Annotated in this window: 13 protein-coding genes; 7 read left to right on the top strand and 6 right to left on the bottom strand. The window is 70.9% G+C overall.

The features are described 5' to 3' along the window. Positions 1-31: 31 nt before the first annotated feature. The 4 genes from CI785_RS07615 to CI785_RS07600 all read right to left on the bottom strand — a co-directional run bounded on the left by CI785_RS07615 (position 32) and on the right by CI785_RS07600 (position 3,812). The gene (locus CI785_RS07615) at positions 32-1,117 is read right to left on the bottom strand and encodes an adenylate/guanylate cyclase domain-containing protein (RefSeq protein WP_105031662.1); all 1,086 of its coding nucleotides are present in this window, start codon (positions 1,115-1,117) and stop codon (positions 32-34) included. 290 nt (positions 1,118-1,407) lie between these two features. Continuing rightward, positions 1,408-2,013 (bottom strand): PH domain-containing protein, encoded by a 606-nt coding sequence (locus CI785_RS07610; RefSeq protein WP_105031466.1) that lies wholly within the window; start codon positions 2,011-2,013, stop codon positions 1,408-1,410. Positions 2,014-2,016: 3 nt separating this feature from the next. Then, complete coding sequence (locus tag CI785_RS07605; RefSeq protein WP_105031465.1) at positions 2,017-2,898, bottom strand: biotin--[acetyl-CoA-carboxylase] ligase; 882 nt, start codon at positions 2,896-2,898, stop codon at positions 2,017-2,019. A 47-nt stretch (positions 2,899-2,945) separates the two neighbouring features. Then, positions 2,946-3,812: an SDR family oxidoreductase gene (locus CI785_RS07600; protein WP_105031464.1), complete on the bottom strand. Its 867-nt coding sequence runs from the start codon at positions 3,810-3,812 to the stop codon at positions 2,946-2,948. A gap of 234 nt (positions 3,813-4,046) precedes the next feature. Between CI785_RS07600 and CI785_RS07595 the strand changes: the two genes are divergently transcribed. Continuing rightward, on the top strand, positions 4,047-5,630 hold the full coding sequence (locus CI785_RS07595; protein WP_105031661.1) for an acyl-CoA carboxylase subunit beta: 1,584 nt from the start codon (positions 4,047-4,049) through the stop codon (positions 5,628-5,630). Between the two features lie 14 nt (positions 5,631-5,644). Continuing rightward, positions 5,645-5,914: an acyl-CoA carboxylase subunit epsilon gene (locus CI785_RS07590; protein WP_240615068.1), complete on the top strand. Its 270-nt coding sequence runs from the start codon at positions 5,645-5,647 to the stop codon at positions 5,912-5,914. Positions 5,915-5,930: 16 nt separating this feature from the next. Here CI785_RS07590 and CI785_RS07585 read toward each other — a convergent pair whose 3' ends face one another. Then, positions 5,931-7,199 carry a serpin family protein gene (locus CI785_RS07585; protein ID WP_105031463.1) on the bottom strand — a complete coding sequence of 423 codons (1,269 nt, stop codon included), beginning with the start codon at positions 7,197-7,199 and terminating at the stop codon, positions 5,931-5,933. Between the two features lie 108 nt (positions 7,200-7,307). Continuing rightward, the gene (gene paaI / locus CI785_RS07580) at positions 7,308-7,730 is read right to left on the bottom strand and encodes a hydroxyphenylacetyl-CoA thioesterase PaaI (protein ID WP_105031462.1); all 423 of its coding nucleotides are present in this window, start codon (positions 7,728-7,730) and stop codon (positions 7,308-7,310) included. Between the two features lie 372 nt (positions 7,731-8,102). On the opposite strand from paaI, the gene CI785_RS07575 reads away from it, so the two are divergent. The 5 genes from CI785_RS07575 to CI785_RS07555 all read left to right on the top strand — a co-directional run bounded on the left by CI785_RS07575 (position 8,103) and on the right by CI785_RS07555 (position 14,870). Beyond that, the gene (locus CI785_RS07575; protein ID WP_240615067.1) at positions 8,103-9,818 is read left to right on the top strand and encodes a DUF885 domain-containing protein; all 1,716 of its coding nucleotides are present in this window, start codon (positions 8,103-8,105) and stop codon (positions 9,816-9,818) included. A gap of 261 nt (positions 9,819-10,079) precedes the next feature. Beyond that, positions 10,080-11,492 (top strand): dicarboxylate/amino acid:cation symporter, encoded by a 1,413-nt coding sequence (locus CI785_RS07570; protein WP_105031461.1) that lies wholly within the window; start codon positions 10,080-10,082, stop codon positions 11,490-11,492. A gap of 174 nt (positions 11,493-11,666) precedes the next feature. Beyond that, entirely contained in the window at positions 11,667-12,209 is a 543-nt protein-coding gene (locus CI785_RS07565; protein WP_105031658.1) for an AMIN-like domain-containing (lipo)protein, read from the top strand. Between the two features lie 76 nt (positions 12,210-12,285). Beyond that, positions 12,286-12,918, top strand: a complete 633-nt coding sequence (locus tag CI785_RS07560) for a Maf family protein (protein WP_105031460.1) — start codon at positions 12,286-12,288, stop codon at positions 12,916-12,918. A gap of 107 nt (positions 12,919-13,025) precedes the next feature. Further along, positions 13,026-14,870 carry an acetyl/propionyl/methylcrotonyl-CoA carboxylase subunit alpha gene (locus CI785_RS07555; protein WP_105031459.1) on the top strand — a complete coding sequence of 615 codons (1,845 nt, stop codon included), beginning with the start codon at positions 13,026-13,028 and terminating at the stop codon, positions 14,868-14,870. The last annotated feature ends 71 nt before the right edge of the window (positions 14,871-14,941 follow it).

Raw genomic sequence — 14,941 nt, 5'->3', positions numbered from 1 at the left:
GCGCCAGGGATACGGCCAGGGCCGGGCGCCGTCAGTCCAGGATGATCCCGGTGCCCGTGCCCCGCGCCAGCGTGACCGGCCGGACCTCGCCGAAGCCGCGCACCTGGCGGGGCTCGTGGGGCGTGAGGACGAACTTCTCGTTGTGCGTCAGCGTGGCAGCGGTCGCGGAGTCCACGAGCACCTCCCCCGGGTCGGCGAGCGCCGTGAGGCGTGCGGCGAGGTTCACGGTGGGACCGTAGATGTCGCCGAGCCTCGACAGGACACGTCCCCAGACGAGGGAGCAGCGCGCCGAGGGCAGGAACTCGTCCTCGGAGAACGCCTTGGCCAGTGCCAGGGAGATCTCGGCCCCGGCCTCGGGGGATTCGGCGATGTAGAGGACCTCGTCGCCGATCGTCTTCACGAGGCGCCCTCCGCCCACGGAGATGATCTCGGCGCTCTTGTTCTCGAAGCGCTGCACGAGTTGGGCGAGCGTGCGCTCGTTCATCTGGCGCGAGAGACTCGTGTAGGAGACGAGGTCCGCGAACCCCACGGCGCGGGCGAGCGGCAGCGGTGCGTCCTGCTCGTCGCCGTCGCGCCCCGCCTCGCTGGAGCGCAGGCCCGATTCGGCGCGCAGCGCGAGCCGCTGGACGGCGGCGTTCATCTGCCGGCGCCACGCGTAGACGAGGGTGCGTTCGAGGGGGTCGATCAGGTCCGGCAGCTCGGAGACGAGCGTCTTGCGGGCATCGGCATCCGTCAGCCCGCGCTGCGCCACCATCTCCTCGACGATGGCCTCGATCTGCCACACCACCATGCGGTCCGTCATCTGGCCCACGGCGCGGGTGATCGAGATGGCGGCGTCCTCGGTGAGCTGCTCCTGGCGCACGAGGTCGATGATCGTGGTCAGCGCCCCGAGGTCCTTCTCCGTGAAGGCGACGTCGTCGTCCCCGATGTTCGGGAAGCCCATGGCACGCCACAGCTTGCGTGCGGAGAGCAGCGACACCCCGGCGCCCGCGGCGATGTCGCGGCGCTTGAGCGTGCGTTCCGCGCCGAGGAGTTCACGTTCGAGGCGCCGGATGGCCTCGCGGTCCAGCTCTCCCGGACTCGCCGCCGGCGGCACCGGGGAGCCGTCGGTCGCCATGTCGGACTGGAGCTGCCACACGGCCTTCGGGGCCGTCGAGGCGGCGGCGTCGGGGGCGGCCGCTGAGGGGTCGGCGGCTGGATCAGGCGTGGTGTCGGGCACGGGGTCCGCGGGGCCGAAGGCCGGGGCCGCGTCCGAAGGGTCGGCAGCACCGTCCTCGTCGCGGGCAGCGCCGTCCTCGTCGCGGGCAGCGCCGTCCTCGTCGCGGGCAGCGCCCGAGGGGACGTCGTCGTACCCCGCGCCTGCGAGGGTATCGGCCGACTGCCCGGACTCGTGGCGGTCCTCGACTGTCACGCTTGCTCGCCCCTCCATTCCTGCCGTGCCCACGTCTGGTGCCCGGGCGTGCCGCCGCGGGCGTACTGCGGGTCGATTTCCATGTCTACACCATCGAACATGCGGGTCAGGGGCAGTTCGCTGATCGCCTGCACCACGAACTCCTTGAAGGTTGCGATCTGCGGCACGTCGCTGTAGGCGTGGACGCGGTCGAAGCCGAGGTCGGCGACGAGCGTGCCGCTGCGCACCATCCGCTGCAGCAGCCCCTGCTCCGTCTGCAGCTGGGAGATGGCGGACAGGTTGATCTGGTGCTCGGTGCGCCGCGTGACGCCGCGCCGGTGGATGAGCCGCATGCTGGTGAGGACGTAGCGGTGGCCGGACCAGCGGATCAGGGGCCGCACCACCACGCGCAGCAGCAGGAGCACGACGACGACGAGAGCGCCCGCCGCGAGGACGGGCTGCCACTCGGCGAGGCCCGGCAGGGGCCGGTGCACGAGGTATCCGAGGCCGAAGCCGCCGAGGGCGAGGATGACGAACCCGGCGAGGACCGGCCCGACCAGCGGCAGCGGATTGGGGCGGGTGCGCACGAGGATCCGTTCACCCGGCAGCAGCTTGATCCGCACGGCCTACGCCTGCGGACGCAGGTGCACGACCTCGCCCGCCGACACGGTGTGCCGTTCGCCGTCGTCATCGCGCAGGATCAGCGCCCCGTGCGCGTCGAGGGCCAGCGCGCGCCCGCTCAGCAGGGCGCCTCCGGGCAGTTCGGCCCGGACGTCCTGGCCGAGGGTCGTCATGCGGGCGGTGATGCGGGCGTGCAGGGACGGCCCGTCGTCCCACGCCGCCGCGGCGTCGCCGTCGACGTCGCAGAAGGAGCGGTAGGAGTCGGCGAGCGTGCGCAGGAACGACTTCAGGAGGATGTTGCGGTCCGTGGTGCCGGCGTACTCTAGGAGCAGGCTGGTGGCGGTGGGGACGGGGAGCTCGTCGTCGGTGAGGCTGACGTTGAGTCCCACCCCGACGACGACGGCAGGCGGCTCCGCGCCGGCGCCGGGCACGAACTGCGCCAGTACGCCGGCCAGCTTGCGGCCGTCCACCGTGACGTCGTTGGGCCACTTGAGCTGCGGTGCGATCTCGGTGCGGTCCTCGATGCTCTCGGCGAGCGCCAGGGCGGCGAGCAGCGAGAACCAGGAGTAGGCGGTGGTGGGCACGGGCCGGCCCTGCCGGTTGAAGGGGCGCAGGAGCACGCTCACGAAGAGCGACGACCGTTCCGGCGCCACCCAGCGACGGTCCAGCCGTCCGCGGCCGGCCGTCTGCACCTCGGCCCCGAGGACGCTGAGGTCCGGCCAGCCCGCGGCCTCCCGCTGCGCGTGCTCCACCAGGTCCGTGTTGGTGGATCCCGTCTGCGCCACGATGTCGAGGCGCGCGTACGGGCCCGCCGGCATGCACAGGGCCGTCCTCAGCGCGCCGAGGTCCAGGCCGGGGCGCTCGAGGTTGGAGTAACGGGAGGACATGGCATCGATCTTATCCGGACCGGCACCCGTGCCCCCGGCGCCGGGGGTCAGAGGAAGATGTCCGGGACCAGCTGATCCTCGGGGGCCCCGAGGCTGTACCCCGTGAGGTCGGTGACGCCTTCCTCGCGCAGGACCTGCTCGTCCGTGTAGAAGTTGCCGGTGCAGCTCCGGGCCGGGCGGACGAGGACGGCGTGCGCGGCGTCGGCCACGATCTCGGGGCTCCGCGCCGCCCGCACCATCCGGCTGCCACCCGGCATGTTGCGGATGGCCGCCGTGTCGATGAGCGTCGCGGGCCAGAGCGAGTTCACGGCCACGCCGTCGTCCTTCAGCTCCTCGGCGAGTCCGAGGGTTGTCAGGCTCATGCCGTACTTGGCCATCGTGTAGGCCAGATGCATGCCGGCCCACCGTGGCGCGAGGTTCAGGGGCGGGGAGAGCGTGAGGATGTGCGGATTGGCGGAGCCCTTCAGCGCGTCGAGGGCGAACTTGCTGAGCATGAAGGTGCCGCGGACGTTGATGTCGGCCATGAGGTCGTAGCGCTTCATGTCCACGTCCGGTGTCTTCGACAGGTCGATCGCGGAGGCGTTGTTGACCACGATGTCGATCCCGCCGAAGGTGCCCACGGTGGCATCCACGGCGGCGCGGACGTCGTCGTCGTTCCGGACGTCGCCGACGATCGGCAGGGCGCGGCCGCCGGCGGCCTCGATCTGCTCGGCCGCGGTGTGGACGGTGCCCTCGAGCTTCGGGTGCGGTTCGCCGGTCTTGGCCATGAGGGCCACGTTCGCGCCGTCGCGGGCGGCCCGCAGCGCGATCGCCAGGCCGATGCCGCGGCTCCCGCCGGACATGAGGATGGTGCGGCCGGCGAGCGTGGCGCCGGCTCCCGGCGTCCGGGGCTGAGCTTCGTTGCGTGCAGTCATGGCTCCACCCTAGACAGCGGCGGCGCCGGGACCGTGCCGCGACGCACCGATGTTACCCGTCGGTAACATCTCTCCGCCGGCTAAGCGATGGGGAGGGAAACTGTAGACGTCCTACAACGGCGAGCTCCTCAAACCTCACTAGACTTGATGAATTGCGCCGCACGTTGTCGGAAACCTCCAGCCGTCGGCGCCTGCCCCTGCCACGCGCCGACCGGAGTACCCATGCACCAGGACCTGCAGCCCGACCTCACCACGACGGCCGGGAAGCTCGCCGACTTCCGGCGGCGCAAGGCGCTCTCCGAGCAGCCCTCCGGCCCCGAGGCGATCGAGAGGCAGCACGCGCGCGGCAAGAACACGGCCCGCGAGCGCATCGACCTGCTCGTGGACGAGGGCTCCTTCGTGGAGTTCGACGCCCTCGCCGTCCACCGTTCCACCGCGTTCGGCATGGAGCGGAAGAGGCCGCTGGGCGACGGCGTCGTCTCCGGTTACGCGACCGTGGACGGCCGGCTGGTCGCGATCTACAGCCAGGACTTCACCGTCTACGGCGGCTCGCTGAGCCAGGTCAACGGAGAGAAGATCGTGAAGGTGCAGGAGTTCGCCCTGCGCAACGGCTGCCCCGTGATCGGCATCAACGACGGCGGCGGTGCCCGCATCCAGGAGGGCGTGGCCTCGCTCGCGATGTTCGCCGACATCTTCCGGAACAACGTCCACGCCTCGGGCGTGGTCCCGCAGATCTCCCTCATCATGGGCCCGTGCGCCGGCGGCGCGGCGTACTCCCCCGCGCTGACCGACTTCGTGGTCATGGTGGACAAGACCTCGCACATGTTCATCACGGGCCCCGACGTCATCAAGACGGTGACGGGCGAGGACGTGGACATGGAGACCCTCGGTGGCGCGCGGCAGCACAACACGACCACCGGCACCTCCGCGTACCTCGCCTCCGACGAGGCCGACGCCATCGGGTTCGTGCGCGAGCTCCTCGACTTCCTCCCCTCGAACAACCTGGCGGAGGCCCCGCTGACGGCGTTCGTGGAGGAGCCGGAGGTCACCGAGGAGGACCTCGCCCTCGACGAGCTGATCCCGGACGCCGCGAACCAGCCGTACGACATGCACGCCGTCATCAGCGCGATCGTGGACGACAACCACTTCCTCGAGATGCAGTCGCTGTACGCGCCGAACGTGGTGACCGGGTACGCCCGCGTGGAGGGCCACACCATCGGCATCGTGGCCAATCAGCCCCTGCAGTTCGCCGGGACGCTCGACATCAACGCCTCCGAGAAGGCCGCGCGCTTCGTGCGTCACTGCGACGCCTTCAACATCCCCATCCTGACGCTCGTGGACGTGCCCGGGTTCCTCCCCGGCAAGGACCAGGAGTTCCAGGGCATCATCCGGCGTGGCGCGAAGCTGCTCTACGCCTACGCCGAGGCCACGGTTCCCAAGCTGACGGTCATCACCCGCAAGGCCTACGGCGGCGCGTACATCGTCATGGGGTCCAAGAAGCTGGGCGCCGACCTGAATCTCGCCTGGCCCACGGCGCAGATCGGGGTCATGGGTGCGCAGGGTGCCGTCAACATCCTCTACCGCGGGCAGCTCAAGGCGGTGGCCGAGGCCGGCGGCGACGTCGAGGCCGCCCGCGCCGACGTGGTGCAGCAGTACGAGGAGGAGCTGCTGAACCCGTACCAGGCCGCGCAGCTCGGGTACGTGGACGCCGTGATCGCCCCGTCGGAGACGCGCCTGCAGATCGTGCGTGGGCTCCGGGCCCTGCGCGACAAGCGGGCCTCGAACCCCGTCAAGAAGCACGGGAACATCCCGCTGTGACGGGCCGGAAGAAAGTGGCCGGCTCGCCCGGGGTGTCCGATGGCGCGGCCGCGCCGGGCGACGGCCGGCTCGGCGTCCCTGCCGACGACCCTGCCGTCCTCTCGGTCGTGTCCGGCAACCCGACCGAGGAGGAGCTCGCGGCACTGACCGCCGTCGTCGTGGCCCTGGAGGGCGCCGTGGAGACGGACGACGCGCCGAACCACGGGCGCTCGTGGGTCAGGCGGGCGCTGCTGAGGCTCGGCCCCACGCCGGGTCCTGGATCCTGGCGGCGCAGCGTCCGCTGATGCCTGCGGGCAGCCGCTAGCGCGGATCGGCGACCGCTCCCAGGAACAGTGGGAGTCCCGTGTCCTCGTGGATGATCTGGTAGCCGAAGGGGCGGTCGAAGGTGACGCTCAGCTCGGGCGGCGCCGGAGCACTCGCCATCATCGTCAGCTGCGTCACTGCTGCGGCGATCGTCCCCTTCTCCGCCACGGTGATGTTGGCGGCCTGGGCTGCCCCGGCGACGAAGGACCCCGGCTGTATCTTCCGGAAGTCCGGGTCCGGCCCGAAGGACTCCTCGAGTCCGATGGCGGTCAGCGGTCCCAGGAGGTCCTGCTCGAACGCGTGGTCCCATGTCGGCAGCGCCAGGTCCACCCACACGTCCTCCGCCGCGTCGAACAGCAGCGCCATGTCGAGCAACTCCTGTCCGTTCCACTCCGGCGGTGATCCTTCCGCCGGCAGGATGAGCCGCATCGAGAAACCCTCGCCGTACGGCAGGTCGATCCCGGTCCATCCGGCGGCCTGTACGTGGCGCACCGTCCTGGTGCCGTGCATCATCGGGACGTCCACGCTGCTGCCGTCCGCCAGGACGAAATCCCGGTCGACGGTGCCGGAGGGGTCGAAGGGCTCGTCCCATGCCGCCGCGAAGTACACGGTGTTGAGAAGTGACAGCGTGGTGCCCGCGCCCACCTCGATGGGTGCCTTCGTGATCCTGCCTCCGGTCTCGGCCGACACCCAGTCGTCGATCCGTGCCGGAGTCGACGGGTCCGCGAAGTCCACCGGATGGACGCCTGCGCCGTAGTGGCGGGCGAGCGTCTCGAGGTAACCCTCGCCGGTCGTTCCGCCCTCGGGGACGAACACCGCATTGGCGAGGTGCAGCACGGGCTTCCCGGGCGGATCCTCCTCGTCGACGCTTCCCGGATCACCGTCGAAGTACTGCACGCGGGCGAGGAGGGCGTTCATCGCCTCGTGGTGTTCGGCCGGGAGTCCGAGCACGGCGTCCATCTCCGCCGCCGTCGTCGTCCCCGCTCCGGCCCGCAACATGGACACGGCGTAGAGCGCACCGAGAGGGCTCGTGACCTGGTTCGACGCCGGATCGGTCGTCATCGCTGCGCCGAGGCGGAAGGTGGACCGCAGCAGGGCGTCCGTCGCTTCCGGGCGGACGCCCTGCTGGAGGACCCGGTCGACGGGCGCCATCTGCTGCCCGGGCGTCGACGCGGTGCACGCGGTCAGCAGCACCAGGGCCGCCGTCGTGGTCGCCGTCCTGCTGATCCGCCCTGGCTGCCGCTGCTGCTCGCGACGATGCTTCATCAGTTCCCCCTTGCTTGTTCCTCCACCGTAGGTGCGCTGCCTGTCGAGGGCCATGGGGACCAGGGGCACGATCGGGTCACGGCACGATCGTCCCCCTGTCCTCCGGCGTCAGCGGGGCGGTACGTGCGGGATGGTGCGGCTGCGGCCCCGGAATTCGGCGATGAGGGTGCTGCCCGCCGTGACCCGGATGTCGTAGATCCCGCTGCGCCCGGTGCGGTTCACCACCCTGCCGGCAGCCGTGAGGGTCTGGCCCTGGAAGGCGGGAGCCACGAAGTTGATGTCGGCACCGGAAGCCACCGTGATGGTGGCGGAGGCGCCGTCGGGCTCGCCGTCCGGGTCGTTGCAGGCCATGGCGAAGCACGTGTCGGCGAAGGCGAAGATGATGCCGCCATGGGCGATACCGAAGCCGTTCACCATCTCCTCCCGGATGGTCATGGAGATCTGCGCGTCGCCGAAAAGGGCACGCTCGACGTCGATGCCGAGCCACTGGGAGGCGCGGTCCTTCTCGAGGATCGGGTGGGTGTGCGGCATCGATGATTTCCTATCGGTCGGGTGGTCCGTGGTGACATTCATAAGGCCCTTCGTTCCCATGGGCGTACAGCTCGGTCCGCATCTCCCCGGTCGTCCGGACGGCTCTCCTGCCTGCACCCTACGTCGCGAGTCCTCCGGCCAGGCGACCCACGCCCGGGCCGTTCAGGTGCGGGATCCCGGCCGGGCGGCCGGCTGGTCGGGCTCCTCCAGGAGCAGTGTTCCATCCGGACATCCTCCGGACCAGCGCGTCTCGGCACGGAGCTCACGGGCGGGCGGCACCGGACCACGCACGCTGCCCTCGACCGGACTCGGGGAACGATACGCGGGAGCACCCGGTGGCCTCCGGCAACCTTCTGACGATAGGCTCGGGCTGTGACCCACGACACTCCAGCCCCCGCCCCGTCCCCCGACGAACAGCCCACCCGGCCGTCGACGGCGATCGACGCCGTCGCCACGTCCTACTACGAGACACTCCTCGAACTCATGCCCGACTTCGCCACCGAGCTGGGCATCCCGGGCCATGAGACGGAGTACCGGGACTACTCCCCGGCAGGCATAGAAGCCCTGGCGGAAGCAACCCGGGAGACCCTGCTCCGGCTGGACGGCCTGCAGCCCGCCGACGACGTCGACGTCGTCACGCTCGACGCCATGCGGGAGCGGCTCGGGCTCGACCTCGAGATCCACGAGACCGGCCTCTCCTACGCCGAGCTGAACAACATCGCCTGCCCGGCCCAGAGCATCCGCGCGATCTTCGACCTCATGCCTACCGCCACGGCCGAGGACTGGGGCAATATCGCGGGCCGCATGGCCAACATGCCCGGCGCGATCGACGGGTACATCTCGTCCCTGCGCGCCGGTCGCGAGCGCGGCCTCGTCGCCGCCCGCCGGCAGGTGGCCGTCGTCGTCGAGCAGTCCACCAAGTACGCCGAGGACGGCGGCTTCTTCGACGCCCTCGGTGCCACTGCGGATGCGGGTGACGCCGAACTCCCCGAGCCCGTGCGGAAGCAGCTCCGGTCCGGCGCCGACGCCGCGCGTGCCGCCTACCGCGGCCTCGCCTCCTTTCTGCAGGACGACCTCCTCCCCTCGGCGCCGGAGAAGGACGCCGTCGGCCGGGAGCGCTACGCACTGATGTCACGGGTGTTCCTCGGCTCAGCCGTCGACCTCGAGGAGACGTACCGGTGGGGCGTCGAGGAACTCGACCGCGTCATCGCCGAACAGGAAGCGGTGGCGAACGAGATCCGCGAGGGCGCGACGATCGAGGAGGCCATGCGCATCCTCGACGAGGACCCCGCCCGCCAGTTGCAGGGCACCGACGCGCTGCAGGCCTGGATGCAGGAGCTCTCCGACAGGGCCGTCGACGCCATGGCCGGGGTGCACTTCGACATCCCGGACGTCATGCGGCTCCTCGAGTGCAGGATCGCCCCCACGAACGAGGGCGGCATCTACTACACGGGCCCGAGCGACGACTTCTCCCGCCCCGGCCGCATGTGGTGGTCGGTACCGGAGGGTGAGGACTCCTTCACCACCTGGAAGGAGACCACCACCGTCTACCACGAGGGCGTCCCGGGCCACCACCTGCAGATCGCGACGGCCACCTACCAGCGGGCCCTGCTGAACCCCTGGCGCCGCAACGCCATCTGGGTGTCCGGCCAGGGCGAGGGCTGGGCGCTCTACGCCGAGCGCCTCATGCAGGAACTCGGCTTCCTGTCCGATCCGGGCGACCGCCTCGGCATGCTCGACGCCCAGCGCATGCGTGCCGCCCGCGTGGTCTTCGACATCGGCGTGCACCTCGAACTGGAGGTCCCCGAGCGCTGGGGCGAAGGCACCTGGACACCGGCGAAGGGTTACGACTTCCTGAAGCGCAACATCGCCATCAGCGAGGGCCAGCTCGACTTCGAGTACACCCGCTACCTCGGCTGGCCGGGACAGGCGCCGTCGTACAAGATCGGCCAGCGCCTCTGGGAGCAGATCCGCGACGAGGTGCGCACCAGCGAGGGCGACGCCTTCGACCTCCGCGCCTTCCACACGCGCGCACTGAACCTCGGTTCCGTGGGACTCGACACACTGCGGCGGGCCCTGGTGGCCTGACCGTCGCCCGGCCGCCGTCGTTCCTGCCGCCGACTCCCGTCGCCGTCGTCCCAGGTCCTCACGTCGAGGTGCCTCCAACTCCGCGTGATCCCGGGGTCGTGCCCACCCCGGTGGCCATGAACCTGGAACGACGGCGGCCGGCCACCGGGGACGACGGCGGACGGCGGTCGCTGCGGGTCACGGAGGGCTGCGGCGACCTGCCGGGTAACATTTCGCAACTCCCGCTTCGTCTGTGTATAAACCGCCCCTAGTGTTTCGGGCGTGTCTACAGAAACCAGTACCCCGCCCCAGCGGCGCCGGCTGCCCCGCTGGGCGACCTCCTTCGGTCCGCAGATCATCGCCGCCCTCGTGGTCGGCCTCGCCCTCGGACTCCTCGCCAAGTACACGGGCCACACCAAGGCGACCCCCAACGGCCTCGGCACCACGCTCGCCACGCTCGGCTCGAGCTACGTGGCCCTGCTGCGCGCCGCCGTCGTCCCCCTGATCTTCACCGCCGTCGTCAGCTCGATCGCCAACCTCCGGGCCGTCAACAATGCCGCACGCCTCGCCGGTCGGACGCTGCTGTGGTTCGCGATCACCGCGCTGATCTCCGTGCTCATCGGCATCGTGCTCGGCGTCGTGTTCCAGCCCGGCGCCGGCACCGGGGCGACCCAGCCCGAGGAGTACACGGGCAGCACCGGCAGCTGGTGGGCCTTCCTCACGGGACTCGTGCCCGCCAACTTCCTCGGCCTGCAGGCGTCCTCGACCGTCGCCGAATCCGGTTCCGTGACCACGGCCCTGAACTTCAACGTGCTGCAGGTGCTCGTCGTCGCGGTGGCCGTCGGCATCGCGGCCCTGAAGGTCGGCAGGCAGGCCGAGCCGTTCCTCGCCTTCAACGCCTCCGCGCTGGCCGTCATCCAGAAGGTCCTGTGGTGGATCATCCGGATCGCCCCGCTCGGCACGGTGGGCCTGATCGGCAACGCCGTCGCGGTCTACGGCTGGGACACCATCGGCTCGCTCGGCAAGTTCACCCTCGCCGTGTACGTGGGCCTCGCGCTCGTCCTGTTCGCCGTCTACCCCGCGCTGATCAAGGCGCACGGCCTGTCCGTCCGCCAGTACTTCTCCGGTGCATGGCCCGCCATCCAGCTGGCCTTCGTCTCGCGCTCCTCGGTGGGCACACTCCCGCTCACGCAGCGGGTCACCGAACGCAACCTCGGGGTACCCCGCGGCTATGCGTCCTTCGCCGTACCGCTCGGCGCGACGACGAAGATGGATGGCTGCGCCGCCATCTACCCCGCCATCGCGGCGATCTTCGTGGCCCAGTTCTTCGGGATCGACCTGACCCTCACCGAGTACCTGCTCATCGCGCTCGTCTCCGTGCTCGGGTCGGCTGCGACCGCCGGCACCACGGGCGCCGTCGTCATGCTGACGCTCACGCTGTCCACGCTGGGGCTGCCCCTGGCAGGCGTCGGGCTGCTCCTGGCCGTGGACCCGATCCTCGATATGGGCCGCACCGCCGTGAACGTCGCGGGCCAGGCCCTCGTGCCGACGATCGTCGCGCGGCGCGAGCGCCTGCTGGACCTCGACCTCTACAACGCGCCGCGCACCGGCGACCCGTTCGTGGACGACAGCACCCTCGACGGCGTCGACACCTCCGCGCCGAACGACGGCATCTCCGCCTCCGTGGCGCGCTGACCGACTGCACGTGACCCGACGGCCCGTCCCGGCATACCGGGGCGGGCCGTTCCGTAGCTGTCGCTAACGATTCGGCGCCGAACCACCCCTCGACGGCGCTTTTCCTCCCCCGCGGGAGGACCATTGATGCACCTATCCAGCTCGACCAGGTGGTGCGCTATGAAGTCCTCGCGCATGGCGGAGAAACTCTCCGCCACACTCGCCGCCCTCGCCCTCACCGCAGGCCTCGGCCTCGCGGGGGCGCCGCCGGCATCCGCCGCATACTGCGGCATCACATGGGGATCGACCGAGAAGGTCGTTCCCACCCACTCCTCAGCCCTCATCGTCGATGTCCGGTCCGGCCGGCACGAGTGCTTCGACCGCCTCGTCATCGACACCCGCGGGGCCGTGGCCGGCTACCGCGTGGCCTACACCAAGCACGTCACCCAGCCCGGTTCCGGATTCACCGTCCCCCTGCGCGGCGGTGCGCGGCTCGCCGTGACGGTTCTCGCGCCCGCCTACGACGACGGCCGAGCGACGTACGCTCCACCCGACCGGGGCGAACTCGTCGACGTGCGTGGCTACTCCACCTTCCGTCAGGTAGCGCTGGCCGGCAGCTTCGAGGGCCAGACGACCTTCGGGCTCGGGGTGCGCGGGCGGCTGCCCATGCGGGTCTTCGTGGTACCCGGACCCGGTGCCGGTTCGAGGGTGGTGGTCGACGTCGCACACCGCTGGTGAGAATCCTGCCGGTCCCGCCCCGGCGCTGGGACGGGACCGCGCAGGCACCTTCACGTGCGGCATCTAGGCTGGGGACATGACGGCCCGCCTGATCCTCGCCTCCAAGTCCCCTGCCCGCACCAAGCTCCTGGCCGACGCCGGCATCCGGCATGACGTGCTGGTGTCCTACGTCGACGAGCCCGCCGTCGTCGCCGCCTACGGCGAGATCGACCCGCACGACACCGCCCTGCTGCTGGCGCGTGCCAAGGCCGAGGCGGTCGCGTCCCTCGACGACGCCGACGACGCCCTGGTGGTCGGCTGCGACTCCGTCTTCGAGTTCGACGGCGAAGCGCACGGCAAGCCCTACGAGCCCGCCGTCGCGATCGAGCGGATCAGCCGGATGCGCGGACGCTCCGGCGTGCTGCACACGGGTCACTGGCTCGTGGACACCCGCGACGGCGGATCCGGCGCCACGATCGGCGCGGTGTCCTCCGCGACCGTCCACTTCGGGGCGATGTCCGACGCCGAGGTCGAGGCCTATGTGGCCAGCGGCGAACCCCTGCACTGTGCGGGATCCTTCACCATCGACGGCCTGGGCGGGGCCTTCATCGAGCGGGTCGACGGCGACCCCCACGCCGTGGTCGGGCTCAGTATCTCCACGCTGCGGGCCCTCCTCCACTCCGCCGGCGTCCCCGTGACCGATCTGTGGGAGCACGGCGCAGCCTTGTAGGTTCCCTACAAAGGAACAGTGGACAACACTCCCCTTCAGCACGATCCATGGGCGGAAGCCACCAAACACCGCTAGGCTCCGAACTGAGAAAAAGGAGTCCACGCCCCATGAGTCAGTCCCCCCTCGCGCCACCGGCGTCCCCGGTTGCCAGCAGCTCTCCCGAAGCCACCACGGAGGCCGGCCGGCAGCGTCCGGTGACGAAGGTCCTGGTCGCGAACCGCGGGGAGATCGCCGTCCGGGTCATCCGCGCCGCACGGGACGAGGGCATCGCGTCGGTCGCCGTGTACGCGGATCCCGACCGCGACGCGCTGCACGTCCGGATGGCGGACGAGGCCTTCGCGCTCGGCGGGGAGACCGCGGCGGAGTCCTACCTGGTGGCGGACCGCATCCTCGACGCCGCCCGGCGCAGCGGTGCCGATGCCGTCCACCCCGGCTACGGGTTCCTGTCCGAGAACGCCGACTTCGCGCAGCGCGTCATCGACGCCGGCCTCACCTGGATCGGGCCGTCCCCGCACTCCATCGCCCAGCTGGGCGACAAGGTCCAGGCCCGCCACATCGCCGAACGCGTCGGCGCCCCGCTTGTACCCGGCACCAAGGACCCCGTCGAATCGGTCCAGGAGGTCATCGACTTCGCCCGGGAGTTCGGCCTGCCCATCGCCATCAAGGCGGCCTTCGGCGGCGGCGGCCGCGGCATCAAGGTGGTCCGCAGCCACGAGGAGATACCCGAACTGTTCGACTCCGCCGTGCGCGAGGCCACGGCCGCCTTCGGACGCGGCGAGTGCTTCGTCGAGCGGTTCCTCGATGCCCCCCGCCACGTCGAGACGCAGTGCCTCGCGGACGATCACGGGAACGTCGTCGTCGTCTCGACACGTGACTGCTCCCTCCAGCGCCGCAACCAGAAGCTCGTGGAGGAAGCACCCGCCCCGTTCCTCTCCGCCGAACAGAACACACGCCTCTACGAGGCATCCAAGGCGATCCTCCGGGAGGCCGGCTACCAGGGCGCGGGCACGTGCGAGTTCCTCGTGGGCCAGGACGGCACCATCTCCTTCCTCGAGGTCAACACCCGCCTCCAGGTGGAGCACCCCGTGTCCGAGGAGGTGACGGGTCTCGATCTCGTCCGCGAGCAGTTCCGGATCGCCCGCGGAGAGGCGCTCGGCTACGGCGACCCCGAGGTGCGCGGCCACTCGTTCGAGTTCCGCATCAACGGCGAGGACGCCGGCCGCGGGTTCATGCCCGCGCCCGGCACCGTGCAGACCCTCAAGCTGCCCACCGGGCCCGGCGTACGCGTCGATTCCGGCGTGGAGGCCGGCGAGGTGATCGGCGGCAACTTCGACTCGATGCTCGCCAAGCTGATCGTCAGCGGCGCCACGCGCGAGCAGGCCCTCCAGCGGGCCCGTCGCGCGATCGACGAGATGGTGATCGAGGGCATGCCCACCGTGCTGCCCTTCCATGCCGCCGTCGTCGCAGATCCCGCCTTCGCTCCCGCTGCCGGGCCGTTCTCGGTCCACACGCGCTGGATCGAGACGGAGTTCGCCAACACCATCGAGCCCTGGAAGGGCGCAGCGGACCCGGCGTCCGAGGAGGACCCCCGCCAGCGCGTGGTCGTGGAGGTCGGCGGGCGCCGCCTCGAGGTGGTGCTGCCCGCAGGACTCGGTGCGTCGACGAACGGCAAGGCGAGCGCTCCCGCCAAGTCGAAGAAGTCCTCGCGGGCCCGCGCCGGCAAGGCAGCCGTCAGCGGCGACGAACTGACCTCGCCCATGCAGGGCACCATCGTGAAGGTCGCCGTGTCCGACGGCGACGTGGTCTCCGAGGGCGACCTCATCGTGGTGCTCGAGGCCATGAAGATGGAGCAGCCTTTGACGGCGCACAGGACGGGGACGGTCTCCGGGCTGGCGGCGGCCCCGGGCGACACCGTCTCGGCCGGCTCCGTCATCGCGACCATCCGGGACTAGCGCCGCGCAAGCTGGTGCCTGCGGGAGTGGCGCACGACAGTCCCGGGCCCGACGGCCGCGTCGGCGACAGC

The organism is Arthrobacter ruber (genome assembly GCF_002954225.1).
Classification (GTDB): domain Bacteria; phylum Actinomycetota; class Actinomycetes; order Actinomycetales; family Micrococcaceae; genus Arthrobacter_D; species Arthrobacter_D ruber.
The sequence above is the reverse complement of the archived record's forward strand: the minus strand, read 5'-3'. Positions and strand labels throughout refer to the sequence as shown.